The organism is Curtobacterium sp. VKM Ac-1376, assembly GCF_015351025.1.
Taxonomy (GTDB): domain Bacteria; phylum Actinomycetota; class Actinomycetes; order Actinomycetales; family Microbacteriaceae; genus Curtobacterium.
Genome location: NZ_JADKRV010000001.1, coordinates 196,773 through 221,375, shown reverse-complemented (window position 1 = coordinate 221,375; position 24,603 = coordinate 196,773). Strand labels below are relative to the sequence as shown.

General features: G+C 72.2%; 19 protein-coding genes and 1 pseudogene. 8 read left to right on the top strand and 12 right to left on the bottom strand.

Annotation, left to right across the window (positions count from 1 at the left end; genetic code table 11):
• Nucleotides 1-78: 78 nt before the first annotated feature.
• Together ITJ56_RS01060 and ITJ56_RS01055 are read left to right on the top strand one after the other, a co-directional pair.
• The gene (locus ITJ56_RS01060) at nucleotides 79-5,649 is read left to right on the top strand and encodes a glutamate synthase-related protein (protein ID WP_194626594.1); all 5,571 of its coding nucleotides are present in this window, start codon (nucleotides 79-81) and stop codon (nucleotides 5,647-5,649) included.
• A complete protein-coding gene (locus tag ITJ56_RS01055; RefSeq protein ID WP_194626592.1) occupies nucleotides 5,646-7,436 on the top strand; it encodes a sulfite reductase subunit alpha in 1,791 nt (596 codons plus the stop codon). The genes ITJ56_RS01060 and ITJ56_RS01055 overlap by 4 nt, the downstream gene beginning before the upstream one ends.
• Nucleotides 7,437-7,802: 366 nt before the next feature.
• On the opposite strand, the gene ITJ56_RS01050 is transcribed toward ITJ56_RS01055, so the two are convergent.
• From ITJ56_RS01050 to ITJ56_RS01035, 4 genes are read right to left on the bottom strand one after another with little or no spacing between them, the layout of a single operon-like run.
• Entirely contained in the window at nucleotides 7,803-8,198 is a 396-nt protein-coding gene (locus ITJ56_RS01050) for an ATP-dependent DNA ligase (RefSeq protein ID WP_194626590.1), read from the bottom strand.
• Between the two features lie 8 nt (nucleotides 8,199-8,206).
• Nucleotides 8,207-9,406, bottom strand: a complete 1,200-nt coding sequence (locus ITJ56_RS01045) for an alpha/beta hydrolase family protein (protein ID WP_194626588.1) — start codon at nucleotides 9,404-9,406, stop codon at nucleotides 8,207-8,209.
• Between the two features lie 4 nt (nucleotides 9,407-9,410).
• Nucleotides 9,411-10,316 carry a hypothetical protein gene (locus ITJ56_RS01040; RefSeq protein ID WP_194626586.1) on the bottom strand — a complete coding sequence of 302 codons (906 nt, stop codon included), beginning with the start codon at nucleotides 10,314-10,316 and terminating at the stop codon, nucleotides 9,411-9,413.
• A complete protein-coding gene (locus ITJ56_RS01035) occupies nucleotides 10,316-10,783 on the bottom strand; it encodes a hypothetical protein (RefSeq protein WP_194627506.1) in 468 nt (155 codons plus the stop codon). The genes ITJ56_RS01040 and ITJ56_RS01035 overlap by 1 nt, the downstream gene beginning before the upstream one ends.
• A gap of 234 nt (nucleotides 10,784-11,017) precedes the next feature.
• On the opposite strand from ITJ56_RS01035, the pseudogene ITJ56_RS01030 reads away from it, so the two are divergent.
• Nucleotides 11,018-11,146 (top strand): annotated as a pseudogene (locus ITJ56_RS01030) (ATPase); the annotation flags it as partial.
• Nucleotides 11,147-11,321: 175 nt separating this feature from the next.
• Here the strand turns inward: ITJ56_RS01030 and ITJ56_RS01025 are convergent.
• Genes ITJ56_RS01025 through mvk form a run of 5 tightly spaced genes read right to left on the bottom strand, consistent with a single transcriptional unit; the run spans nucleotide 11,322 to nucleotide 16,617 of the window.
• Nucleotides 11,322-12,494: a hydroxymethylglutaryl-CoA synthase gene (locus ITJ56_RS01025; RefSeq protein ID WP_194626578.1), complete on the bottom strand. Its 1,173-nt coding sequence runs from the start codon at nucleotides 12,492-12,494 to the stop codon at nucleotides 11,322-11,324.
• Entirely contained in the window at nucleotides 12,491-13,555 is a 1,065-nt protein-coding gene (locus ITJ56_RS01020; protein WP_194626576.1) for a hydroxymethylglutaryl-CoA reductase, read from the bottom strand. The genes ITJ56_RS01025 and ITJ56_RS01020 overlap by 4 nt, the downstream gene beginning before the upstream one ends.
• Nucleotides 13,548-14,630 carry a phosphomevalonate kinase gene (locus tag ITJ56_RS01015; protein WP_194626574.1) on the bottom strand — a complete coding sequence of 361 codons (1,083 nt, stop codon included), beginning with the start codon at nucleotides 14,628-14,630 and terminating at the stop codon, nucleotides 13,548-13,550. The genes ITJ56_RS01020 and ITJ56_RS01015 overlap by 8 nt, the downstream gene beginning before the upstream one ends.
• Nucleotides 14,627-15,637 carry a diphosphomevalonate decarboxylase gene (gene mvaD / locus ITJ56_RS01010; RefSeq protein WP_228516890.1) on the bottom strand — a complete coding sequence of 337 codons (1,011 nt, stop codon included), beginning with the start codon at nucleotides 15,635-15,637 and terminating at the stop codon, nucleotides 14,627-14,629. The genes ITJ56_RS01015 and mvaD overlap by 4 nt, the downstream gene beginning before the upstream one ends.
• The gene (gene mvk / locus ITJ56_RS01005; RefSeq protein WP_194626570.1) at nucleotides 15,637-16,617 is read right to left on the bottom strand and encodes a mevalonate kinase; all 981 of its coding nucleotides are present in this window, start codon (nucleotides 16,615-16,617) and stop codon (nucleotides 15,637-15,639) included. The genes mvaD and mvk overlap by 1 nt, the downstream gene beginning before the upstream one ends.
• A 155-nt stretch (nucleotides 16,618-16,772) precedes the next feature.
• On the opposite strand from mvk, the gene ITJ56_RS01000 reads away from it, so the two are divergent.
• The 4 genes from ITJ56_RS01000 to ITJ56_RS00985 all read left to right on the top strand — a co-directional run bounded on the left by ITJ56_RS01000 (nucleotide 16,773) and on the right by ITJ56_RS00985 (nucleotide 20,364).
• A complete protein-coding gene (locus ITJ56_RS01000; RefSeq protein WP_194626567.1) occupies nucleotides 16,773-18,326 on the top strand; it encodes a Mur ligase family protein in 1,554 nt (517 codons plus the stop codon).
• 36 nt (nucleotides 18,327-18,362) lie between these two features.
• On the top strand, nucleotides 18,363-18,833 hold the full coding sequence (locus ITJ56_RS00995) for a MarR family winged helix-turn-helix transcriptional regulator (RefSeq protein ID WP_194626565.1): 471 nt from the start codon (nucleotides 18,363-18,365) through the stop codon (nucleotides 18,831-18,833).
• A 106-nt stretch (nucleotides 18,834-18,939) separates the two neighbouring features.
• Nucleotides 18,940-19,362, top strand: a complete 423-nt coding sequence (locus ITJ56_RS00990) for an organic hydroperoxide resistance protein (protein WP_194626564.1) — start codon at nucleotides 18,940-18,942, stop codon at nucleotides 19,360-19,362.
• A 27-nt stretch (nucleotides 19,363-19,389) separates the two neighbouring features.
• A complete protein-coding gene (locus ITJ56_RS00985) occupies nucleotides 19,390-20,364 on the top strand; it encodes a zinc-binding dehydrogenase (protein WP_194627430.1) in 975 nt (324 codons plus the stop codon).
• A gap of 71 nt (nucleotides 20,365-20,435) precedes the next feature.
• Here ITJ56_RS00985 and ITJ56_RS00980 read toward each other — a convergent pair whose 3' ends face one another.
• The 3 genes from ITJ56_RS00980 to ITJ56_RS00970 form a co-directional block, all read right to left on the bottom strand.
• Nucleotides 20,436-21,176, bottom strand: a complete 741-nt coding sequence (locus tag ITJ56_RS00980; protein WP_194626562.1) for a ZIP family metal transporter — start codon at nucleotides 21,174-21,176, stop codon at nucleotides 20,436-20,438.
• Nucleotides 21,177-21,299: 123 nt separating this feature from the next.
• Entirely contained in the window at nucleotides 21,300-22,757 is a 1,458-nt protein-coding gene (locus ITJ56_RS00975; RefSeq protein WP_194626560.1) for a sugar porter family MFS transporter, read from the bottom strand.
• A 209-nt stretch (nucleotides 22,758-22,966) separates the two neighbouring features.
• Nucleotides 22,967-23,503, bottom strand: coding sequence for a hypothetical protein (locus ITJ56_RS00970; protein WP_194626558.1), 537 nt, complete (start codon nucleotides 23,501-23,503; stop codon nucleotides 22,967-22,969).
• A gap of 163 nt (nucleotides 23,504-23,666) precedes the next feature.
• On the opposite strand from ITJ56_RS00970, the gene ITJ56_RS00965 reads away from it, so the two are divergent.
• Complete coding sequence (locus tag ITJ56_RS00965) at nucleotides 23,667-24,569, top strand: LysM domain-containing protein (protein ID WP_194626556.1); 903 nt, start codon at nucleotides 23,667-23,669, stop codon at nucleotides 24,567-24,569.
• Nucleotides 24,570-24,603: the final 34 nt, after the last annotated feature.

Genomic DNA, 24,603 nt, shown 5'->3' with positions numbered 1-24,603 from the left:
ATCGGTCTGCCCGCGGCGAGCGCTCCATCGATGCAGCCCTGGCCGTCCGCTGCCGGCAACGCCCCTCTGGACCCGCACGTGAACCCCACACCTTTCGGTCTCTACGACCCTGCCCGCGAATCGAGCGATTGCGGCGTCGGCTTCATCACCCGTCTCGACGGGATGCCGAGCCACGACGTCATCCGCAAGGGCGACGAAGCGCTGTGCTCCATCCCGCACCGCGGCGGCAAGTCCGCCGAGGGTGTCGGTGACGGCGCGGGCGTCAGCATCGACCTGTCGGTGGAGTTCTTCAGCGCCATCACCGGCCAGCAGCTGCGCGCCGGGCACTTCGGTGTCGCGAACTGCTTCGTGCCGAGCGGCGACGGGCCGAGCGGCGCCGACGACCGAACACGCGCGCAGCAGACCGTCACGGACACCATCGTGGCCGAGGGCTTCGAGCTGCTGCTGGTCCGCGACGTCCCGGTGGACCACTCGGTCGCCCGCCCCGAGGCCGAGCAGTACCAGCTGCCGATCGTGCAGTGGGTCTTCCGCGCACCGTCGGACTGGGAGCGCACCGAGGTCGACGCCGCGGCGAACCGCGCCCTGCTCGCGATCGAGGCCGTGTCCTACGGCGAGGCCGCAGCCGCACGTGCCGAGCACGCCGCCCTGTACCCGCTGTCCCTCAGCGCCCGGACCCAGATCCTGAAGGGCCGGCTGAACTCCGGCGAGGTGATCGGCTACTTCACCGACCTGCGCGACCCCCGGCACTCGGTGCGGACGCTGTACTTCCACACCCGGTTCTCGACCAACACCGAGCCGCACCCGACGATGGCGCAGCCGTTCCGCCTGATGGCGCACAACGGCGAGCTGAACACCGACCGGAAGAACCGGCTGTCGGACGAGGCGCTGGCCCGGGCCCGCACCCGGAGCATCGTCCGCCCGCCCGGTCAGTCGGACTCGAGCCGCCTGGACCAGACCCTGCAGAGCCGCGTCTTCGACGACGGGCTGGAGATCGTCGAGGCCGTGGTCTCGCTCATGCCGCCGGCGTGGGAGAACGACCGCACGCTGACCCCCGACGTCCGGGACATGCTCGAGTACTTCTCGCTGTACGAGGAGAAGAACGACGGCCCCGCCGCCGTGATCTTCAGCGACGGTGACGTCGTCGGCGCCCGCCTGGACCGTCTGGGGCTGCGCCCGCTGCGCACGGTCGAGACGGCCGAGTACCTGATGGTGTCGTCCGAGGCCGGCCAGGTCGAGTTCGACGCCGCCGAGGTCGTGCACCGCGGCCGCATCGAGGCCGGCGGCATGCTCGTCGTCGACCACCGGACCGGCACCCGGATGCGCACCGACGAGGTGCTGCGCATGCTCGCGGCCCGCCGCGCCTACGGCACCCTGCTCGACGCCGCCCGCGTGAACCTCGACGACCTGCCCGCACCGGACTACGAGCGCACGACGTCGACCCTGGGCTACGAGGGCGACCTGTCCCTCGCGGGCCGCTACGTGGCGTACTCGCTGAACCAGGAGAGCTTCCGGTTCATGCTCGACCCGATGCTGCAGAACGGCTCGGAGCGCATCTCGGCGATGGGCTACGGCAACGCGATCAACGCCCTGAGCGACACCGAGGGCGGCATGGCGAAGTACTTCTCCCAGCGCTTCGCCCAGGTGACGAACCCGCCGCTCGACTCGATCCGCGAAGCGGACGGCATGAGCATGCGCGTCGCCCTCGGTGCCAAGCCGGACGGTACCGGGACGACCGGGCGCCAGCTCGTCGTGCAGTCCCCGATCCTCGGGCACCTCGACATGGTGCGCCTGCGCGACCAGGACATCGTGCCGCTCGAGCGCTTCGACATGCTCTACGTACCGGTGCCCGGCGCCGAGCAGGCCAACGCCGACGCGATGCGCGGCGCGCTGGACGCCCTGTGCGACGCGGTCGAGGCGTTCGCGGCGGGCGGCGGCGGGATCGCGGTCGTGACCGACCGCGAGGTGTCGTCGACCCATGCGCCCCTCCCCGTGATCCTGGCCGTGGCCGCCGTCAACCAGCGACTCATCGAGACCGGTCTGCGCCTGCGGGTGTCCGTGGTCGCGGAGAGCGGTCAGCTGCCATCGTCACACCACGTGGCGACGGCGCTGGGCTTCGGTGCCGCCGCGGTGTACAGCTTGAGCGCGCGGCTGCGTGCGGAGGAGAAGTACCCCGCCGCGCCCGCGCCCGCCGGAGAGCTGACCGCGACGGACCTCGCGCTCAAGCAGTTCCGCAAGGCAGCCGAGAAGGCCCTGGCGAAGACGATGGGCCGCGTCGGCCTGTGCACCGCCGAGAGCTACATCGGCGGCGAGTTCTTCGAGCCGAACTACCTCGACACCGGTGACGACGTGCTCGCCCGGGTGTTCCCGCACATGCAGGCCCCCGTCGGCGGCGTCGGCTTCGCGCGCATCGCCCAGGCGGCCACGGACTGGCACGAGCGTGCCCGTTCGGTGACCTCGGAGGGCCAGGTCCCCCTGCTCGGGCTGTTCAAGGAGCGGTCGGACGGAGCGGGGCACTCCTACGGGGTCGCGAGCGTCCGTGGCTTCGGTGGCATGACCGAGGAGCGTCCTGCCTTCGAGCGCGCCGGCGACTCGGACGCGCTGCGCCTGCTCACGCTCGGCCAGCTCGACGACTCGTTCGGCATCACCGACGCGGCGTACCGGAACACGGGCTACGACCGGCTCAGCGATGCCGAGATCGACGCGCACCGCATCACGCCGGGCTACGTCACGTTCCTGCAGACCACGCACGACGAGCGGTCCCGCCGCCCCGCCGCGCTCCGCGACGTGCTCGCGCTGCCCGCCGACGTCACGGGCATCGACGACGCCTCGGACTTCGCGCGCGAGCTCGGCCGCTTCTCGACGACCGGCAACGCCAGCGTCACGGTGCGCGGGCTGTCCGGCTCGCGTCCGTCGTCCTCCGACGGGCTCCCGGGAGGCACGGAGCGGTTCCGCCTCGAGCTCACGTCGACGGGGACCACGGGTGCACTGCGTCACGCGGCCCTGGCAGACGGGCTCGCCCTGCTGTACCCGGGCCAGGTCGACGTCGACGCCGTCGACGAGACCCAGGTGACGCTCCGCGCCACCGGTGCGGCCGTCGGCCTGCTCACCCTGCTGCAGAGCGCCCCGGGCAGCGTCGACCTCGACGAGGTGCAGTCGGCGCACGAGATCACCCGGACCCTGGCGTCCGGCGCGATGAGCCACGGTGCCCTCGTCGCCACCGCCCACGAGGCCGTCGCGCACGGCACGAACATGGTCGGCGGCATGTCGAACAGCGGTGAGGGCGGCGAGCACCACTCCCGCTACGGCACCATCCGCGGCTCGCGCATCAAGCAGTTCGCATCGGGACGCTTCGGCATCTGGGCGGGCTACCTCGCCGACCCCATGCTCGAGGAGCTCGAGATCAAGATCGGCCAGGGCGCGAAGCCCGGCGAGGGCGGTCAACTGCCCGCGCCGAAGGTCACGGTGGACATCGCCGCGGCCCGCGGTGGCACGCCCGGCGTCGAACTGATCTCACCCCCGCCGCACCACGACACGTACTCGATCGAAGACCTGGCGCAACTCATCCACGACTGCAAGGCGGCCCGGGTCCGGGTGATCGTGAAGCTCGTGTCGTCCGAGGGCATCGGCACCATCGCGGTCGGCGTCGCCAAGGCCGGCGCGGACGTCATCAACGTCGCCGGCAACACCGGCGGGACGGGCGCGGCAGCCGTCACGAGCCTGAAGTACGCGGGCCGCTCCGCGGAGATCGGCGTGTCCGAGGTGCACCAGGCCCTGGTGGCGAACGGCCTGCGCCAGAAGGTCACGCTCCGCTGCTCCGGCGCACACCAGACCGGCAGCGACGTCGTCACGAGCGCCCTGCTCGGCGGCGACAGCTTCGAGTTCGGCACGACCGCGCTGATGATGCTCGGTTGCGTGATGGCGAAGAACTGCAACGTGAAGTGCCCGGCCGGCCTCACCACGAACGCCGAGGCGTTCGAGGGTGACCCCCGCGCGCTCGCGCAGTACCTGCTCAACATCGCCCACGACGTGCGGCAGATCCTCGCCCGTCTCGGTCTGCGCTCGCTGCGCGAGGCCCGCGGCCGCACCGATCTGCTGCAGCTCCTCGACCACCCGGCGAGCGTCGGGCGGCTCGACGCCCGCGCGCTGCTCGCCCAGCTGCCGGAGAAGGTCGTCGCGGACCCGGAGTACCTGGAGAAGGACTTCCACACCGACGACGCCCTGCTCGAGCGAGTCCGGACGGCCCTGGTCGACCACGCGCAGGAGCACGTGCTCGTGCACGGCGTGCTGCTGGGCAACAGCGACAAGTCGGTGGGTGGCCAGCTCGGCATCGACCTCGAACGCCTGCTCAACCACGAGCTCGGTGCCGAGGACGTCGCCGGGCTGCCCGCCGTGACGACCGACGACCGCGGTCGCCGCCGACTGGTGGACGGTGCGGTCACGATCCGCACGCAGGGGTCAGCCGGACAGTCGTACGGCGTCTTCAACAACGACGGTGTGGTGCTCGAGCACACCGGCACCGCGAACGACGGCGTCGGCAAGAGCCAGAGCGGTGGACGGATCATCGTCCGCGCCCCCGGCGGCGGCAGCGCCGAACAGGGCGGCAACGTGCTGGTCGGCAACTTCGCGCTGTTCGGTGCCACCGGGGGCCGCACGTTCGTCGAGGGCGAGGCCGGTGACCGGTTCGCGGTCCGCAACTCCGGCGCGACCGCCGTCGTCGAGGGCCTCGGTGACTTCGGCTGCGAGTACATGACGGGCGGTGCCGTGTTCAACCTCGGGTCGTTCGGCAAGGGCCTCGGCAACGGCATGTCCGGTGGGTTCCTGTACCAGTACGACCCCTCCGGCCAGGTCGCCCAGCGTGCCAGCACGGACTCGCTCCTGGTGTTCCCCGTCACGGACACCGAGCGCGGCGCCTTCCACGAGCCCGCCGCGCGTCTGCTGCTCGAGTGGCACCTCGAGGCAACCGGTTCGGCCCTGGCCGAGCGGCTGCTCGCCGAGTGGGAGTCCGCCCGCGCGCACGTGTACGTCGGGATGCCCCGTGCGCTCCTGCTCACCCAGGACGCCGGCGAGATCCTCGCGGCGGCGACCCGGAACGAGCTCCTCGACGAGCTCGCGACCTCGATCGCGACCGACAAGCTCCGCGCGTTCAAGGTCGACTACCGCGACCAGCGCGCCGTGCTCGGTGGCCGTGCTCCGTCGCTCGGGGACCAGGGCGACGACATGTTCTCGCTGCTGTCGTCGTACACGGTGCTCGGAGTCGCCCAGGACGTCGCGCTCGAGCGCGTCCCCGGTGCCCTCGGCCAGAACGACCCGCGGGTCGCCGAGGCCGTGAAGAACCTGGTGCTGACGGAGGACTTCTCCGTCAAGCAGCGGGTCGTGAAGTACCTGCGCGGCACGCTCGACCGGTTCGCCGACGACGAGCTCGCGACCCTCATCGCGATCAAGCGGCTCGACGACTACAAGCGCGCGCTCACGCAGCGGAACAACCGCAGCATGGACGCGCCGGGCACCACGGGGTGGATCATGCACCAGAACGCCAAGAACGCCGGACGCGTCCGGCAGGCCCGCTTCGACGAGATGCTCGCGACCGCGGCGCTCGAGGACATCGCCCGGCGCGCGCCGCAGGCACCGACCGAGGCGGTGTCCGCGTGAGCCTGCTGCCCCCGACCGGGTCGCTGATCCCGGTCGACGCACCGTTCTCGGCCGCCCAGGAGTCCTGGCTCGCCGGGTTCATCGAGGGCATCGCCGCCGCCGGCAAGAAGGCCTCGGGCAGCGCGCCCACGACGACGATCGACGTGCTCTTCGGCACCCAGACCGGCAACGCCGAGTTCCTGGCCGACGAGCTCGTCGCCGGCGCGAAGGCCCGCGGACTCGGCGGTCGCGCCAGTGCGCTCGATGCCGTCACCCCCGAACAGCTCGCCGGGATGTCGCACGTGCTCATCGTCACCTCGACCTACGGCGAGGGCGAGATGCCCGACAACGCCGGCCTGTTCTGGGACGCGGTCCAGGCGAGCACCGTGCCGCGGCTCGAGGGACTGCAGTACGCCGTCCTCGGGCTCGGCGACACCAGCTACGACGAGTTCTGCCAGGCGGGCAAGCTCCTCGACACCCGCTTCGAGCAGCTCGGCGCGACCCGGATCCACGACCGCGTGGACTGCGACGTCGACTTCGAGGACCCGGCCGCACTGTGGACCGCGGCGGTCCTCGACCGCCTCGCCGCCGAGGCCGGCGCGACGGCCGCACCCGGCGCGACCACGGGCGGTGGTGCCGGCGATGGTGCCGGCGCGACCGGCGGGGCGGGCGCGAGCCGTGCCTCCCGGCCGGGGTCGCAGTGGAACAAGCGCAACCCGTACCCGTCGCGCCTGGTCGAGAACCGCCTGCTCTCCTCGCCGCGCAGCGCGAAGGAGATCCGGCACTACGAGTTCGACCTCGGCGACTCGGGCATCGAGTACGCAGCGGGCGACGCCCTGGCGGTCGTGCCGGTGAACGACGAGGTCTTCGTGGCGGACCTGCTCGAGCAGGTCGGCGCGAACGGCGGCGAGGTGTTCGACGGCCTGCCGATCACCGAGGTCCTGCGGACCGACCGTGAGATCCGGACGCCGTCGAAGGACCTCATCGCCGACCTCGTGCAGCGCGCGCCGTCGAGCGAGCTCGCCGCCGTCGTGGCGCACGGCGACAAGCACGAGCTCGACCGCTGGTTGTGGGGACGCGACGTGCTCGACCTGCTCCGCGACGCCGGCCCGGCCGCCCCGGGACTCGACGAGCTGCTGCCGAGCCTGCGGCCGCTGCAGGCGCGGCAGTACTCGATCTCGTCGAGCCCGCTGGCGCACCCGGACCGCATCCACCTGACCATCGCGTCGGTGCGCTACGGCGACCCGCACCGGATGTACGCCGGTGTCGCGTCGACGTTCCTGGCCGACCGGGTCGGCCCCGACGGCACCGTGGACGTCTACCTGCAGCCGAACGCGGCCTTCGGGGTACCGGCGGACGCGTCCGCACCGATGATCATGATCGGACCGGGCACGGGGGTCGCGCCGTTCCGTGGGTTCCTGCACGAGCGTGCCGCCGCCGGTGCCACGGGACGCAACTGGCTGTTCTTCGGCGACCAGCACCGCGACACCGACTTCGTCTACGAGGACGAGCTCGCGGAGCTGCAGGACCAGGGCGTGCTGAACCGGCTCGACCTGGCGTTCTCACGCGACCAGGCCGAGAAGGTCTACGTGCAGACCCGGATGCTCGAGCGATCGGCGGAGCTGTTCGCCTGGCTCGAGGAAGGCGGCCACGTGTACGTGTGCGGCGACGCCTCGCGGATGGCGAAGGACGTCGAGGCCGCACTGCTCCAGGTCATCCGGACCGGTCGTGGCCGCGGCGAGGACGACGCGCAGTCGTACCTGGCCGACCTGCGACGGGCGAAGCGGTACGTGCGCGACGTCTACTGAGCGCAGGAGCGGTGAGTCCGCCCCGGCCACGGAACCCGAATCCGATGGCCGGGGCGGTCCCGGAGGAGTGCCGGTCGATGGGGGCGGACCGGCGGGCCCAGCAGCGTGACGCAACGAACCGGGTGCGATGCCCCGGCCACCTGGACGGTGAGTCCCCTGATCCGGGACTCCCGTCGTGCACGCTCCTCGGGCACCGGTGGTTCGTCGGTGCCGGGCGCGTACTGCGTCACGGCCAATCGGGTTCTCCTCCTGCCGCGGGTCGTTGCCTGCACCGGCGCCCTAGATGCCGGTGCTGGGGGACGACAGCGAACCGCGGTACCGAAACGGTACGTTCCGGACAGTCTGAGCGGAAGCCGTTGACCCGGATCAGCGCGCCGTGGTACTGCTCCCTGTCCCCGATGCGTCATCCGCGTCTCCCGGTGCGACAGCGTTCGACCAGGCCGAGTCCTCCGCCGTGCTCGTGTCCGGTGGCTCCGGGGTCAGCACCAGACCGGACCCCGAGGTCGCCGACCGGTAGAGGTCCTCGAGCCAACTCCGGTTGATCGAGGGCACACGGCTGCCGATGAACTTAAAGTGCAGGCTCACGTTCGGGTGCAGCCAGATCGTGCTGCGGCCGTCGCCGTGCACCACGTCGTCCTTCCACGAGAAGGCGAACCGGTGGTCGCGGCGGAGCATGTTCACGATGACGATCTGCAGGTGCGTGAGCGCGCGGTCGTCGATCCGCAGGTCGAGCGGTCGGCCGTCGTAGATGAGCTGCCCCATGGCTACTTCTACTCCTGTCGACCGGTGAGCCCCGTTCGTGACGCCCAGGTCGTGATGGTCCTGTCGAACCAGACCGCGTCGACGTTGCGCTCCCAGGCGTGCTCGGCCGGCTCGCTGATCGCCAGAGTCACCGTGTCGGGGTGCGCGGCGGCGAACTCCTGACTGGCCGAGAAGGGCACCGTGGTGTCGCCTGCAGAGTGGATGAGCAGGGTCGGCGGCAACTGCCGTGGAGCGCGCAGCCAGGACAGGGCACGCACGTCGACCGGCGAGCGCAGCCCCATCGACCGGCAGAGGAGGGGTGTCCCCATCGCCCGGAGGGCACCCCCTGCGACGAAGCCCGGCACCCCGGCGCGCCGGGCTTGGCTCCGCACGGTGACCGACCAGTCCAGCGCCGGAGCGACGAGCACGATCCCGACCAGACGGTCGCGGTGCGCCGAGCGGGCGAGGAGTTCGTGGGTGATCGTCGCCCCCATCGACCAGCCCACGACGACGATCCGTTCGGCACCGTTCGCGACGGCGTGGTCGAGCGCCGCCTCGACGTCCACCCACTCGCGGGCGCCGAGGTGCGAGGCGCGGCCCTCCCAGGGTGCCTCGCCGTCGCCGCGGAAGGACGGCACGACCGAGGTCCACCCGAGCTCGAGTGCGGCGGGGACGGTCCGGAGCGCCGTGACCCGGGTCGTCCGGATCCCGTGGACGTGGACGGCCCAGGTGGCCGAGGCGCCGGCGTCGGCCACAGCGCCGGCTTCGGAGTCAGCGTCGGCGCCGCCCCCGACCGCCGGCCGGACCACCCACGCCGGCGCGGGGCCGACCGGCGTCGACAGCAGCACCTCGGACCAGTCGACGTCCATCGCCGCCGGGTCCGGGTGCACGTGCCCGCTCCACCGCACGCGGGACGACACGTCGCCGGTGGTCCGCACCACGGCCCGCCGCACGAACCCGGCCGCTTCGTCGAGCTCGAGCACCGGCCCGACGGTCGTGTGCCCCGAGCCGTCGTGCCACAGGCCGTACTCCCCCGGGCGCACGGTGTCGTCGGTGATCGGCAGCCGGACGGAGTCCGCGTCGGACTCGATCACGGGCGTCCACCGGTCGCCACCGGGCAGCACGATCCTGCCGACGACCTTCCGCAGGACGACCAGGACGACCAGGACGACCAGGGACACCGCCGCCAGCACCACGAGCGCTCCCAGCGCCCACCACACGATCGTCACGGGGTCATCCTCCGAGGCTCCGGGTCAGGGTCCGTTCCGCCGACCGCACCTGGGCGAGTTCGGCGTCGTCGAGAGTCCGCCCCTGCACCTCGGCGTCGCGGATCGCGATCACGAGGTCGTAGGTCCGGGCCTGGGGATCACCGGGACGTTCGACCGCCCGCACCGCGTGACGCCGTGCGATCCGGCGCAACCGTCGGTGGTGCCCACGGTGCCGGAGGTCTCGGCCCCAGCGCCGGAACGTCAGCGAGGCCATCGCCACGACGATGAGCACGATGCCGAGGTAGAACGGAGGGTCGAACGCCAGGCGCAGGGCGTCGCGCGCCCCGGCGGCGAAGAGCCCGAAGTGGTCGGCCGTCAGCGACACGACCTCGTCGATGCTCGCGACGACGACCAGGGCGAGCCCGACGCGGAACACCACCAGCGCCACCGGGTTCTGCAGGACCCCGTGCCGGAGCGTCGTCGCCGCGATCACCGCCACACCGGCCATGTAGACCGACGCGTAGACCCACATCGCCGGCTGGTCGATCTCACGGACGATGAAGTGGAAGTCCGTCCCGTGGCGCTCCCGCACCAGCAGGAACGGCACCGTGAAGGCCACGACCACGACGAGGAGCGCCGCGGGGTCCGCGAGCGCCGGGCGCGCCGGCAGGTCGTTGGTGCTCGCCCGCAGCATCAGCCAGAACGCGAGGGTGGCGCAGACGTTCTGCACCAGGTTGATCAGGTTCATCCCCCCGAGCGCCCCGTCGAGCACGGGCTGCGGCACCACGCTGCCGAGGGTCAGGAGCCCGAGCGCGCCGACGCCGGTGGCACCCCAGGCTGCGCGGCCGCGCGGGTTCCGGAGCACGTGCGGCGTGCGCGCGAGGAAGATCAGCGCCGCGAACCAGAAGGCCGCGGCGTGCAGGGGCGCCATCAGCCGTAGGCTCGCTCGTCCGCGGCGGAGGCACCGGCGAGCAGCACGGTCGCGAGCTCGTAGGCGAACCGCTCGGCGAAGTGCTCGTCGTCGTCGGAGATGCTCACGAGCCCGGTGTCGCCGTCGAGCGCACGGCGGCAGACATGCCCGCCGGCGGCGAACTCGGCGATGGACGACGGGCTCGGCGTGCCGACGTCGCCGTGCACCAGGTGTCCGAGCTCGTGCAGGACGCAGTGCATCCGGTAGAGCGGGGGCGACCCCGCGGGCACCAGGACCAGGTTCTCGTGCTCGAACTGCGACACGAGGGCCGTCAGCGGGCCCCAGCTCGGCCCGTCGACGTCCACGACGCGGGTGGGCTTGCCGACCGTCCGACCGACGCCGGTGACCACATCGGACAGGCGCGGCGCCGGGGGCAGGGTCGCGACGAGCGCGCGGACAGCATCGGGAGCACCCAGCCGCTCTGCCATCGCCCCTCCGATCTCCGCGGCCAGACTACCGGCAGGTCGCCCCCTCGTGGACGAAGGGACGGCGGCGGTAGACCGCCGGAACGACCCCGAACCCGAGACACCAGGAGCAACGATGCCCACCACGTCCGTCCACACCGACCCCGACAGGCTCTCGATGACCCTCGTCGCCGAGTTCCCCGTCCCCGTCGACCGCCTCTGGGCCCGCCTTCATCGACCCCCGCCAGCTCGAGCGTCACGCTCATGACACCGCTCATCACCTACCCGGACCGCGAGCAGCGGGACGCGATCCTCGCGACCGGCATGACGGAGGGCATGGAGGCCAGCTACCAGCGTCTGGAGCGCGAGGTCCTGCCCGTCACGTGACCGCGCCGCGGACGGGAGGCCCGTGGCGGCCCCGCCACGGGCCTCCCGTCCGTCCTGCAGGAGCGACCGATCCCGGCGCGCGCACCGGGTCAGGCCCGCCGACGCGACAGATCCCCGCGGATGTTCCGCGGGGATCTGTCGCTTTTCGCGAGGGTGGATGGGTGGGATCGGCCGGTTACGCCGGCTGCTCCGGCTGCGCCGTCACCTCGTAGTGCCGCGCACCGCCGCGCACGCCCGCGAACCGGTACGGCGCGGCCGTGACGCGCGGACGCTCGACGTCCTCGCTCGTGGCGGCCGCGGCGGCGTGCAGCTGCCGGTAGGCGTCGACGGTCAGGGGCACGCGCGCGGCCAGGATCTCCGGCACGCGGCCCTGGCGTCGGTGGGCGTGGTAGCCCGGCTGCACGACGCCGGTGATGAGCTCGCCGACGCTGCCCGAGCCGTAGCTGAACAGGCCGAGTCGCTCCCCCGCCAGGTCGTCGTCCAGGTCGAGCAGCGCCGCGAGCCCGATCCAGAGCGACGCCGTGTAGGTGTTGCCGGTCTGCCGGTTGTACGTGAACCCGATCGCCAGGTCGGACTCGTCGAACGGTGCGCCCACGTGCTGCGTGAGCTTCCGGTGCGCCTTGATCGCCATCTTCGTGAACGGCTGGTGGTGCACGAACCGGGCGATGTCGTCGTACGCCGGGCCACCCTGCTCCGCCAGGTCGTCCCAGGCACCGACGAACGCGTTGACGTACGCGCTCACCGAGAGCCGCCCGTCCACGAGCGCCGTGGAGCGGTCGTTCGGCCGCCAGAAGTCGTCGACGTTGGCTGTGTACACGCCGGCGGCCGGCTCGATCTCGATCAGGTCGGGGTCGGCGGACACCAGGATCGCGGCGGCACCGGCACCCTGGGTCGGCTCGGCCGGGGTGTCGACGTCGTACCGGGCGACGTCGGCGGCGATGACGAGCACCCGCTCGTGCGGGGCACGGGCGACGATGCCGAGCGCGAGCTGCACCGCGGCCATCCCGCCGTAGCAGGCCTGCTTCAGCTCGACCACGCGGACGGCCTTCGGCAGCCCGAGCAGGCCGTGCACGTACACGCCGGCGGCCTTCGACTGGTCGACGCCGGACTCGGTGGCGAACAGCACCGTGCGGATGCCCTCGACGCCGTGCCGGTCGACGATCTCCTTCGCGGCGGCGGCGCCCATCGTGACGATGTCCTCGTCCGGGGCGGGCACGCTGAAGGCGTCCTGCCCGATGCCGACGTGGTACTTCGCCGGGTCGACACCGAGGCGCTCGGCCAGGTCGTCGAGGTCGAGGACGTGGTGCCCGGTCGCGATCGCGATGTCGTGGATGCCGACGCGCGTCATGCTGCGCCTCCGGCCGGCTTCGCGCCGCGGCGTTCCATCGCGACGTGGGCGGCCATCAGCTCACCCGGGTTGGTCTGTGCGGCGAGGAGCGAGAGTTCGCCGCACAGCACCGTCGCGGCGCAGAGCGCGGCGAGGCGGCGGGCGTTCGCGCCGGGCTCACGGTCTTCACGGCACCCGAGGCGGACCAGGGCGTCCTCGACGACGGGCAGGTCCCCGCCCTTGCCGTTGCCGACCGTGCCGACGATCAGGTGCGGCAGCGAGGTGGCGAAGTACAGGTCGCCGCCGCGGTTCTCGGTCGACGTGATGCCCTGCGAGCCCTCGACGATGTTGGCGGCGTCCTGCCCCGTGGCCAGGTAGAAGCCGAGCAGCATGTTCGCGTAGTGCGCGTTGGCCGAGCGGATGGCCCCGGCGATCGTCGACCCGATCAGGTTCTTCGCGATGTTCAGCTCGACGATGCGCTCGGTGCTCGACCGGAGGCGCTTCTCGACGATCTCGCCCGGGATCACGATCTCGGCGATGGTGTTCCGGCCCCGACCACGGATGCCGTTCACCGCGGTGGCCTTCTTGTCGGTGCAGAAGTTGCCGGACACCGAGACGTACCGCAGGGCGGGCTGCCAGTCGAGGATCGCCGGCAGGAGCTTGTCCGCCGCCTGCGTGACCATGTTGTGCCCGGAGGCGTCGCCCGTGGTGAAGGCGAAGCGCAGGAACAGCAGGTCCCCGACGATCTCCGGGTGCACCTCGATGAGCTTCGCGAACCGGCTCTGCCCGGACACGATTGCGGCGAGTTCGTCCTGGCGGGCGAGGATCTGCCCGGCGGCGATGTGGGCAGCAGCGGCGCTGGCGGCACGGACGACCACGGACCGGGTCATGCGCTCGTCGACGACGGTCGTGACGATGCCGTCCTCGACCATCCGCGAGATGCGGGCACCCCGGCCGACGGACGGCCAGAGCGGCGACTCGTACGTGGCGAGGGGGACCTCGTGCTCCCCCTGCACGGCGTTGCCGCTGACGCGGATCGGGCCGACCCACTTGGTCGGGATCGGTGTGAGCAGGTCACTCATCGAGGGCTCCTTCTGGTGCTCGCACCGCGACGCTGAGGTGTCTGATGTCGTGCGCCTCCCAGGCGCGGTGGATGCCGGCGGGGTCGATGTCCGCCGGGACGAGCGCGATGCCGCAGTCGCCGCCGCCGGCACCGGACGGCTTCGCCGCCCCGCCCGCCGCCTCGACGACGTCGCACAGGGTCGCGAGACGCTCGGTCTCGATCTGCGACCCGACGGAGGCGCCGAGGCGCTGCAGCAGCCCCCTGGCCCGTCGCAGGGCGCCGAGCGTGCGCTCGGCATCGCCGGTCTGGAGGCCCGTGGTCAGGTCGTCGACGGCGCTGCGGCTCTCGTCGAGGAACGCCTGGTACCCGCCGTTGCGGTGCCGACGCACCACGTCGACGAGCTTCGTGGTGGACGCGGGCGAGCCGGTCCAGCCGACGAGCAGCTGCAGGTTCTCGGGGGCGGGGAGCCGCTCGACGTCGAAGCCCTGCCACGCGGCACGGTCCGTCAGGATCTCCGACACCGCCCGGTCGCCGAGCATCGCGGCCAGGCGCTCGCGGTCCGGGGCGCTGTAGCGCAGCCACCCGCCGAACGTGCTCGCAGCGAGGTCGCCGCCCGAGGCCCGGGGGTTGACCCGGATGGTGGCGAGCAGGGCGACCTGGAAGCGCTGTCGCTGCGTCAGACCGATCCCGTAGAAGCGGTCGAGCGCACCGACGGTCGCGACGGTCACCGCGGCCGACGACCCGAGCCCGAACTTGCGCCCGCTGGCGTCGTCGAGCTGGCTCTCGATCCGCAGGTCGTGGAACCGCGGAGCGATGCCGTGCTCGGCGCGCAGCTTCTCGACCAGGTCGATCGTCGCCATCACGTAGTCGTAGGGGTGGTGCTCGCGGTCCAGGGCGAGGCCGTCTTCGGCACGGGTCCACGTCAGCGGCAGGTGCCCGTACTCCTCGGAGTGCACGCTGCCGGCCCCGTGGCCTTCGGAGACCTTCGCCGTGATGGCGCGGTCGAGGGCGATCAGGACGGAGGGCTGGCCGGGCTCGACGACGGCGTACTCGCCGGCGACGAACAGCTTGCCGTGTGCACGGAACTCGATCACTGCACGGACTCCTTCTGGTCGGGATCGCTCCCCGACTCTTCGGAACGGAGCACCCGTGCGGCGGGTCCGGTGCCGGACTCGATCACGTCGCCGAACGACGCGAGCGCGGTGGCGACGGCACCGCGGTCCTCCGGCTTCGTGAGCACGACGACGTTCGGGCCGGCGTCGGCGGTGGCGTAGGCCTCGACCCCGGCGGCGCGCAGCTCGGCGACGGCGTCGAACACCGCGACGCTGCGGGCGTTCAGGTACCGGATGGGCGGGAACGCGCCCTCGATCGTGGCGTGCATCCGCAGGGCGTTGCTCTCGGTGAGCTCCCCGATGCGCGTGAAGTCACCGGCCGCGCAGGCGGTGAGCACGTCGCCGACGGTCTCGGTGGTCGAGGTGACCCAGGCGGGGTAGAACGGCGACGTCGCGATGGTGCGGCGCATGGCCTCGCGCGAGCCGATCGGCTTCGGACCGGCGTCGATCGTGACGACGACCATCGCCATCGGCGGGGCCGGGATCGGCTCGGCGAACGAGCCCTGGTCGTCGCCCGCGTGCCAGACCGCGACACCGCCGGGGATCGACCGCGTGGCCGATCCGGAGCCGCGTCGGGCGAGGCGGGACAGGTCGCGCTGGGACAGGTCGAGGCCGTACGCGGCGGCGGCGGCGGTCGCGAGCGCCGCGAAGCCCGAGGCGCTCGATGCCAGACCGGCACCGGTCGGCACGGTGTTGTCGGAGACGACGCTCGCACGTGCGTCCGTGCCCGCGAGCTCGCGCACCAGGTCGAGGAACTGCTGCACGCGCACCAGCGCACCGTCGTCGACGGCCTGACCGTTCAGGGTGAACCCGTCACGAGCCTCCTGGCCGTCGCCCGACCCGCCGTCCACCGTGACGGTCGTCGTCGTCGGGAACACGTCGAGTCCCATCGAGACACTGCCCGTCGCGGGCAGCGCGAGCTGCGCGTCCGCCTTGCCCCAGTACTTGACGAGGGCGATGTTGGGGTGCGCGACGGCGGTGGCGGTCATCAAGCGCGGGCTCCGATCGTGGTGGTCCAGGTGGCTGCGGCCCCTGCGCCGCGGAGTGCGGCCGCGATGCGGTCCGCGTGGTCGTCGTCCGCGGCGAGCGCGAGGACGCACCCGCCCCGCCCGCCGCCGGTGAGCTTCGCGCCGAGGGCGGCCGCATCGCGTGCGGCGTCGACGAGCCGGTCCAGGTCGGCGCTCGACACGTCGAGCGCGCTGAGCAGGTCGTGCGCGGCGTCCATGGTGGCACCCAGACCCTGGGCATCGCCGTCCACCAGTGTCCCCCGTGCTCGTCGGGCCAGCGCACCGATCCGGTCGATCACCGAACCGACGCCGGCCGGGTCCTGGTCGTGACGTGCACGGACGGCGGACACGGCCTCGCGGGTGTGCCCGGGGACGCCCGTGTCGGCGACGACGAAGGTGAAGCGGGCGCCGAGGGCGACGGGCTCGATGCGTCCGCCGTCGAACCAGACCGGTGCCGAGGCGACGACGCCGCGGGCGTCGAGCCCGGACGGGCGCCCGTGGGCGACGCGCTCGCACTCCTGGATGAGCTCGTGGTGGGTCTCGACGTCGAGCGTCTCGCCCAGGGCGTCGGCGACGGCGGCGGTCACGGCGGCGGCGACCGCGGCACTCGAACCCATGCCCCTGGCCGTCGGGACCTCGCTGTCGACCCGGACGTGGAAGTGCCGGTCGGTGACGCCGAAGTGGCGCAGGGTCGCGGTGACGGCGGTGACGGTCGGCATCACGGCCGCCGGCGCCAGGTCGAGGGGGCCGGTGTGCACCGTCGACTCGAGGCTGTGCCCGGGCTGTTCGGCGCCGACGTCGACCGGGGTCACCGTCGCGACGACCCGTGCGTCGAGCACCGGCAGGACGAGAGCGGGTGCGCCGTACACCACGGCGTGCTCACCGATCAGGATCGTCTTGCCGTGGGACGACGCCGATCCGTTGCCGGGGGGCGTGGTGGTGTCGAGGTCGTTGGTGGTCATCGTGGGTCACGTCAGCCTAACCGCCCCTGCCGTCGGCGTGCTCGTCGTGCGCTGTCGGCGGACTCCCGCCCGGTGGGCCGCGCGCTGCGACACACCTGGGACCCCGTTCCGGGTGCAGGGTGCACCATCGGGGTCCCCCACGACGAGGAGCTGCGATGCCGCACGCGTTCCGCCCGGCCCGACCGCGCACGGTCCGACTCGACGAGCTCGCCCTGGTACTCGGTGTCGACAGCCCCGGCGACGGCACGGTGACCGGCCTGGCGCTCGCCACCGACCAGCTCCGACAGGGAATGCTGTTCGCCGCGCTCCCCGGGCGTGTGGTGCACGGCGCCGAGCACGCCGGGGCGGCCCGCGCAGCCGGCGCAGCCGCGGTGCTGACGGACCCGGACGGGCAGGCCGCCGCGCGACGCAGCGGACTCCCGGTCCTCGTTGTCCCGGGCGTCCGCGGGCACCTGGGCACCGTCGCCCGGCTCCTCGCCGGCACGGCAACGCTGCCGTTCCCGCTGTTCGGCGTGACCGGCACGAACGGCAAGACCTCGACGGTGCACCTGCTCCACGCCCTCATGCGACGGCTCGGGTGGCGGACGGCGATCAGCAGCACGGTCGAGCGCCGCATCGTCGACGAGTCACTCCCCAGCGCGCTGACGACACCGGAGGCACCCGAACTGCACGCGTTCCTGGCACGGGCCGCCGAACGCCGGGTCGACGGTGCCGCGCTCGAGGTCAGCGCGCAGGGCCTGTCCCGGCACCGCACCGACGGTGTGCTGCTCGACGTCGCGGGCTTCACGAACCTGTCCCACGACCACCTCGACGACTACGCGGACATGGACGAGTACCTCGCGGCCAAGGCGGTGCTGTTCACCCCCGCTCGCACGCGCTCGGGCGTGGTGTCGCTCGACTCCCGGGCCGGTGGACGGATCGTCGCGCGGGCGACGGTCCCGGTGACGACGATCTCGACCGACCCGGCCGCCGGGGCTGACTGGACCGTCGTGGTGCGGGACCAGCGACCGGACGGCACGCGGTCGACGCTGACCGCGCCGGACGGTACGGCGCTCGACCTCGACCTCCCACTGCTCGGCGTGCACATGGCGGCGAACGCCGGGCTGGCGGTGGCCATGCTCGCGACCGCGGGCGTGCCCGTCCCGGCCCTGCTCGACGCGACCCAGGGGCCACTCGACGTCGTCGTCCCCGGGCGGATGGCCGATGCGTCCGCAGCGACCGGGCCGCGCGTCTTCGTCGACTTCGCGCACACACCGGACGCGTTCGCGAAGAGCCTGGCGGCCGTGCGGGCGTTCGCGACCGGTCGGGTCGCCATCGTCCTCGGTGCCGACGGCGACCGCGACACGAGCAAGCGGTCGGCGATGGGCGCGGTCGCGGCGGCGGCAGCAGACGTGGTCGTCGTGGCCGACCACCATCCGCGGTTCGAGGACCCCGCCCCGATCAGGGCGGCGATCGTCGACGGTGCGCGCAGGAGCGGACACGACGCGCTGGTCGTCGAGGAGCCGGACCCCGCGCGGGCCATCCGCCGGGCACTCGCCGAGGTCGGTGACGACGGGGTCGTGTACTGGGCCGGCCCGGGACTGACCGACTACCGGGACGTCCGCGGGGTGCACGTGCCGTACTCGTCGTTCCGTGATGCGCAGGCCGCGCTCACCGAAGCGGGACACCCGGCGGGTGTGCGGCACGAGCACGAGCGCGTGTCGATGTAGGTTGCGCACAACCTTGTTGCGTGACAGGCTGAAGTCATGCCCGTGACCGATGAGATGGTGTGCTTCTCCCTCTACGCGGCGTCCCGCGCCACCACGCAGGCGTACCGCGCGATGCTCGACCCCTGGGGTCTGACGTACCCGCAGTACCTGGTGCTCGTCACCCTGTGGGTCGAGGGCGACCAGACCGTCTCGAGTCTCGGCGAGCACCTGCAGCTCGACTCCGGCACCCTGTCGCCGCTGCTCCGCCGCATGGAGCAGTCCGACCTGGTCCGCCGCGAGCGCCGCAGCAGCGACGAGCGGGTCGTCACCGTGACCGTCGGAGACCGGGGCCGCGAGCTGCGGTCCGAGCTGAGCGGGATTCCCGCCCGCATCGCCGCCGGGACGGGCCTGTCGGACGAGCGCGCCGCCGCCGAGCTCATCGCGACGCTGCACCGGCTGACCGAGACGATGCACGCCGCCGCCGCTCCCGCCGCTCCCGCTGGCCCCGAGCGCGAGGTTCCGCGCTGAGCGACGCCTCACGCCGCCCCGCGCCCGTGAACCGTCGGTGAGCACGAAAGCGGCCGTCGACAGCGCATCCCACTCCTGCACGATCCGCCCACAAGGAAGGAACCCCATGGAAGCCCTCTACACCGCCGAGGCCCTGGCCACCGGTGAAGGCCGCAACGGCCACGTCGCCACGAGCGACGGCACGGTCGAGTTCGACCTCGCCATCCCGAAGGAGATGGGTGGCTCCGGCAACGGCGCCAATCCCGAGCAGCTGTTCGCCGCCGGGTACGCGGCGTGCTTCCACTCCGCACTGCAGGGCGTCGCCCGCAGCCAGAAGGTGAAGATCTCCGACTCGTCCGTCGGCGGTCGTGTGCAGATCGGCCCGAACGGCAACGGTGGCTACCAGCTCGCCGTCATGCTCGAGGTCGTCATCCCCGGCCTGGAGCACGACCAGGCCCAGGCCCTCGCCGACGCAGCCCACCAGGTCTGCCCGTACTCGAACGCGACCCGCGGCAACATCGACGTCACCATCGTCGTCTCGGAGGACTGACCCATGAGCACCACCACCCCCACCACCATGCGCGCCGTCGTCCACGAGACCTTCGGCGAGCCCGCCGACGTCCTCGAGTTGCAGGAACGCCCCGTCCCGACGCCCGGTGCCGGCGAGGTCCTCGTCCGCACGGTCCTCTCCCCCATCCACAACCACGACCTGTGGACCGTCCGCGGCACCTACGGCGTCAAGCCGGAGTTGCCCGCAGCCTCGGGCACCGAGGCACTCGGTGTCGTCGAGGCCCTCGGCGAGGGCGTCACGAACCTGCAGGTCGGCCAGCGCGTCGCCGGCGGGTCGTTCGGTGTCTGGGCCGAGTACTCCACCGCCAACGCAGCCGGGCTCGTCCCCGTGCCGGATGCGATGACCGACGAGGCCGCCGCCCAGCTCGTGTCGATGCCGTTCAGCGCGATGAGCCTGCTGCACTCGCTCGACCTGCACGAGGGCGACTGGCTCATCCAGAACGCCGCGAACGGCGCGGTCGGCCGCATGGTCGCCCAGCTCGGCGCGGCCCGTGGGATCAACGTCATCGGCCTGGTGCGTCGGGCCGCCGGTGTCGACGAGCTCCGCGAGCAGGGCATCGAGCGCATCGTCGCCACCGACGCGGACGACTGGGAGGACCAGGTCGCCGCGATCACCGGTGGTGCACCGATCACCGCCGGCGTCGAGTCCGTCGGTGGCAAGGCCGCCGGCGACATCGCGTCCGTCCTGGGCGAGAACGCCACGCTCGTCGTCTTCGGCGCGATGGCGTCGCCGACGCTCGAGATCCCCTCGGGCAAGGTCATCTTCGGCCAGCTCACCGTCACCGGCTTCTGGGGTTCGGTCGTCAGCAAGACCATGCCGGCCGAGACGAAGGGGCAGCTCTTCGGTGAGCTCATCACCCGCGTGCTCGACGGCTCGCTGACGCTCCCCGTCGCGGAGACCTTCGCCTTCGAGCAGGTCCGCGACGCCGTGCGTGCGAGCGACACGGCCGGCCGCGTCGGCAAGGTGCTCCTGCGCCCGTAGCGCGACCAGCAGGACGGCGGGGTGGCCGGTGGGGTATCCGCCACGGGCCTCCCGTCCGTCCTGCACCGCCGTCAGCCCCCGATGGTGTGGATCCCGAATGCCGTGAAGAACCCGAGGACCGCGATCAGGCCGGTCCAGGGGCCGGTCTTCCGGAACGCCTCCGGCAGCATGGTGTCGGCGAGCATCGCGAGGATGGCACCAGCGGCGACGGCGGTCACGGCGCTCTGCACCCCCGCTGGCGCCTGCCCGAGGACGGCGTACCCACCGAGCGCCGACAGGGCGCACGCGAGCGCGATCCCGCCCCAGACGCCGAAGACGTACCGCGCACTCCGTCCGTTCGCCTTCATGTCCGACGTGCTGGACAGTCCCTCCGGCAGGTTCGAGATGATGACCGCGGCGACGACCGCGATCGACAGCGAGCCACCGGCGGCGAGTCCCACGCCCTGGACCGCTGTCTCCGGGATCCCGTCGAGGAGCGCACCGAGGGCGATGCCGAGGCCCGTGCCGGACCCCGGTGAACCGGCTCCGCTGCGCTTCTTCCGCGCACCGCGCTGTTCCAGCAGGACATCGAGTCCGACGTAGACGACCGCGCCGCCGAGGAACCCGGCCATCGCCGTCCAGAAGGTGCCGGACCGGGTCGCCTCCTCGACCAGGTCGAAGGAGAGCGCCGAGATGAGCACGCCGGCGCCGAAGGCGGTGATCGTCGCGACGACCGTGCGCGGCACCCGGACGAACCAGGCGACCGCCGCGCCGACGACGAGGGCCAGACCGGATGCCAGGCCGGCCCCGGTCGCGAGGATGAGGGGATGCACGGCTCGAGTGTAGGAACCATGTGGTCCATGCGCCCCAAGGTGGATGCACCCAGTGCGCAGAAGACGTCGGGTGCCCTGCGGCGACCCGACGTCTTCTGCTCACTCGATGAAGCGCGGAGCGACCTACCGGCGCGACTCCTTCACGGGGACGGTGAAGATGTTGCCGGTGGTGACGCCCTCTTCCACCTCTTCCAGGGTGCGGCCTCGGCTCTCCGGCACGAACTTCCAGATGAAGAACAGTGCCAGCAGCCCGACGATCCCGAAGCCGAAGAACGTGCCCGTGATGCCGGTCGCGGCGACGATCGTCGGGAAGTACAGCCCGAGGAACGCGTTCGCGATCCAGAGGCAGAACACCGAGATGCCCATGCCGAGCGCACGGATCTGGGTCGGGAAGATCTCCGACAGCACGACCCAGACCGCGATGTTGAGGAAGGTCTGCATCGAGCCGACGAACGCGACGACCAGGAACAGGATCACCCACGGGCGGGCGGGGTTGCCCTCGGGCAGTGCGACCGAGGCGATGCCGATGAGGAAGTGGCAGATCGTCGTCAGCGTGAACCCGAGGATCAGCGTCGTCCGGCGGTTGATCTTCTCCATGTTGTACAGCGCGATGACGCCACCGACCACGGCGATCACACCGGGCGCGATGTTCGCGATGAGGGCTGCCGATGCCTGGAACCCGGACTCGATGAGCACGGTCTGGCCGTAGTACATGATCGAGTTGATGCCGGTGAGCTGCTGGGCGACCCCGAGCCCGGCACCGATGAGCACGATGCGGATGAGCCACTTGTTCCCGCGCAGCGTGTGCCAGCCGCTGACGCGCTCGACCTTCGCCTCGAGGTCGTTGCTCCGCTTGATGTCGTCGAGCTCGGCGCGGGCCCGATCGGTGGTCCGCACCTGCTGGAGGACGGAGAGGGCCTCGTCGTAGCGGTCCTTCGACGCGAGCCAACGCGGCGACTCCGGCACCCGGAGCATGCCGACGAAGAGTGCGATGGCGGGGAGCGCGCAGACGGCCAGCATGATGCGCCAGACGCCGTTGCCCTCACCCCACAGGTTGCCGATGACCGCGTTGACCACGAACGCGGCGAGCTGGCCGATCACGATCATGAGCTCGTTGCGCCCGGACAGGGACCCGCGGATCTCGTACGGCGCGAGTTCGGCGAGGAACACCGGCACCACCGTCGATGCGCCACCCACCGCGAGGCCGAGGAGCACTCGACCGATGACGATGACCTCGAACGTCGGCGCGAACACGCAGATCAGCGTGCCGACGAAGAACGTGACGGCGAGCAGGATGATCGTCTTGCGGCGACCCCAGCCGTCGGCGATGCGGCCGCCGAGCATGGCACCGATCGCGGCGCCGAACAGCAGAGAGCTGGTGACGACACCCTCGGTGAAGTTGGTGAGGCCGAGTTCGGCCTTCATCGGGTTCAGGGCACCGTTGATGACACCGGTGTCGTACCCGAAGAGCAACCCGCCGAACGTGGCGACGAGGGCCAGGACGCCGAGACGTCGGCGGTGTGGCCCGGTTCCCAGCGGGGGCAGTGCGACGCTCGGGGCAGTCGGTTTGATGTCGACCATTCGGTGACTCCTTCGTCCGTGATGGCGCTTCTTCGCGTGCACCGATCGTAACCCGATTTCATGTCCTGTCAATTGGACATTCTGTCGCCATGCCCGTTGGACCGATCCACATTTCGCCTGATCAGGGCAGGAGCGGTCCGGTGCGCGCACCGCGCCATCGTGTCCCCCGCCGGGATGACGGACCGTCGACCTGGCGCGGAGCGCGGTCGTCAGTCCTGGTCGGTCCCCGGCCCGTCACCGAGGACGTCACCGAGGGACGGCATGTCGGCACCGTGATCCGTGTAGCGGCGGACGGTCCGTCGGGCGGCAGCACTGGCGGCCCCGGACAGTGCCGGGTTGCGGCGTGCGGCATCGGCGACCCGGCCTGCGTGGCCCGCGGTCGAGAGCAGCACGTTGGCGAGCGCGCGGGCGTCACCGCGCTCGGGGACCCCGGCGACGGTCCACGCCGTGCGGACCTGCGAGTCAGGGGTGATGCCCCGGCGGGTCCCCATCCTGTGCCAGTCGGACAGCACGCCCTCGGTCCGGGACGCCGCACGGTCGGCCTCAGCCGCACGCCGGCGTGCAGCGTCGCGCGCGCCGGACTCGCCGCTCGTACCCTCGACCGTGTCGTACCGGTCCGTGAGGCCGTCGGCTCGACGCCGGACGCTGTCGGCCCGTTCACGGGCTGCGGCGTCGTCACCCCCTTCTTCGGCGATGCGGGCGGCGTGCGCGGCGGCAGCCGCGGCGAGGATCTCCGAACGCTCCATGCCCTCGACCGTAGCCGCTCCGACCGACACCGCCCTGCCACGGCCGCTCGGACCGACACCGCCCTGCCGCGGATGCGACGGGGCCGTCCATCGCGGGACACAGCCCGTGACCGCCGCGCGTGGAACGACCGCCGTCGGGTTAGCATCGAGCTGAGGGGGAATCATGAACCGGACGTGTGCGATCGCTGTCGTGGTGGCGGCCACGGTGCTGCTGTCGGGTTGCTCGCTGCTGCGCGGCCCGGACGCGCCGCCCGCTCCCTCCACCCTGCGAACGGCGGCACCGACGGCGAGCGACACCCCGTCCCCGACCCCCGACCGTGAGTCCGCATCGGACCTGCTCGAAGCGTCGGCGAACCCCCGCACGCCGACGCCCGCACCGACCGAGGCCGCCGCACCCGCGCCGACGCTGACACCGATCCCGGCCGGCACCGTCCTGGCACAGGGCGATGTGTCCTCGCCGAAGGGCAGCATCCACTTCCACTTCCGGATGATCGCGAACGGCGACGACACGTTCACCGCGCAGTACTCCGGCGTCACCTCGACACTGCCGGTGCCGATCGGCGTCGGGTTGTTCGACCTGCCCCGCGCGGTCGGTGACGGCCTGACGTACCCCGGCGTCGGCGACCGGAACCTCGGCGGTCCGACCAGCACGGCGATCGCTGTGGACGTGCCCCTGAGCGGTTCCGGGGTCGACCCGTCGCACCTCACGACCCTCGTGACCTACTCCGCCGCGGCGCCGGGCCAGGACGTCCCCGTCGAGATCGCGGCCGACAAGGTCCTCGCGGTGTCGACCGTGCGCTGGTCGGTCCCTGCTCGGCAGACGAACGTGCACCCGGCGGACGGCGGCGCCCGGGCGAACGCGAACGGTCCGGTCACGGCGACGACCGCTGCCGGGGCGCCGAAGTCGTACACCGTCGCGCCGGACGACCTCGTCGGCGACGTCGCCGCGCGGTTCGGCATCAGCGTCCGGGCCCTCGTGTGGTTGAACGAGGGCGTGCAGGTCTTCGGTGAGGACCAGCACCTGTACGAGGGCACGACCCTCAACCTCGACCCGCTCGGCCGCTGACGACCACGAGAGCGACAGATCCCCGCTGAACGTA

Coding starts and splice junctions, on each gene's coding strand:
- ITJ56_RS01000 (WP_194626567.1), top strand. CDS start 16,773: ATGCCGCACGCGTTCCGCCCGGCCCGACCGCGCACGGTCCGACTCGAC.
- ITJ56_RS01025 (WP_194626578.1), bottom strand. CDS start 12,494: ATGACGCGCGTCGGCATCCACGACATCGCGATCGCGACCGGGCACCAC.
- ITJ56_RS00970 (WP_194626558.1), bottom strand. CDS start 23,503: ATGGAGCGTTCGGAGATCCTCGCCGCGGCTGCCGCCGCGCACGCCGCC.
- ITJ56_RS00965 (WP_194626556.1), top strand. CDS start 23,667: ATGAACCGGACGTGTGCGATCGCTGTCGTGGTGGCGGCCACGGTGCTG.
- ITJ56_RS01040 (WP_194626586.1), bottom strand. CDS start 10,316: ATGGCGCCCCTGCACGCCGCGGCCTTCTGGTTCGCGGCGCTGATCTTC.
- mvk (WP_194626570.1), bottom strand. CDS start 16,617: ATGACCACCAACGACCTCGACACCACCACGCCCCCCGGCAACGGATCG.
- ITJ56_RS00990 (WP_194626564.1), top strand. CDS start 18,940: ATGGAAGCCCTCTACACCGCCGAGGCCCTGGCCACCGGTGAAGGCCGC.
- ITJ56_RS00975 (WP_194626560.1), bottom strand. CDS start 22,757: ATGGTCGACATCAAACCGACTGCCCCGAGCGTCGCACTGCCCCCGCTG.
- ITJ56_RS01050 (WP_194626590.1), bottom strand. CDS start 8,198: ATGGGGCAGCTCATCTACGACGGCCGACCGCTCGACCTGCGGATCGAC.
- ITJ56_RS00985 (WP_194627430.1), top strand. CDS start 19,390: ATGCGCGCCGTCGTCCACGAGACCTTCGGCGAGCCCGCCGACGTCCTC.
- ITJ56_RS00995 (WP_194626565.1), top strand. CDS start 18,363: ATGCCCGTGACCGATGAGATGGTGTGCTTCTCCCTCTACGCGGCGTCC.
- mvaD (WP_228516890.1), bottom strand. CDS start 15,637: ATGACCGCCACCGCCGTCGCGCACCCCAACATCGCCCTCGTCAAGTAC.
- ITJ56_RS01035 (WP_194627506.1), bottom strand. CDS start 10,783: ATGGCAGAGCGGCTGGGTGCTCCCGATGCTGTCCGCGCGCTCGTCGCG.
- ITJ56_RS01020 (WP_194626576.1), bottom strand. CDS start 13,555: ATGAGTGACCTGCTCACACCGATCCCGACCAAGTGGGTCGGCCCGATC.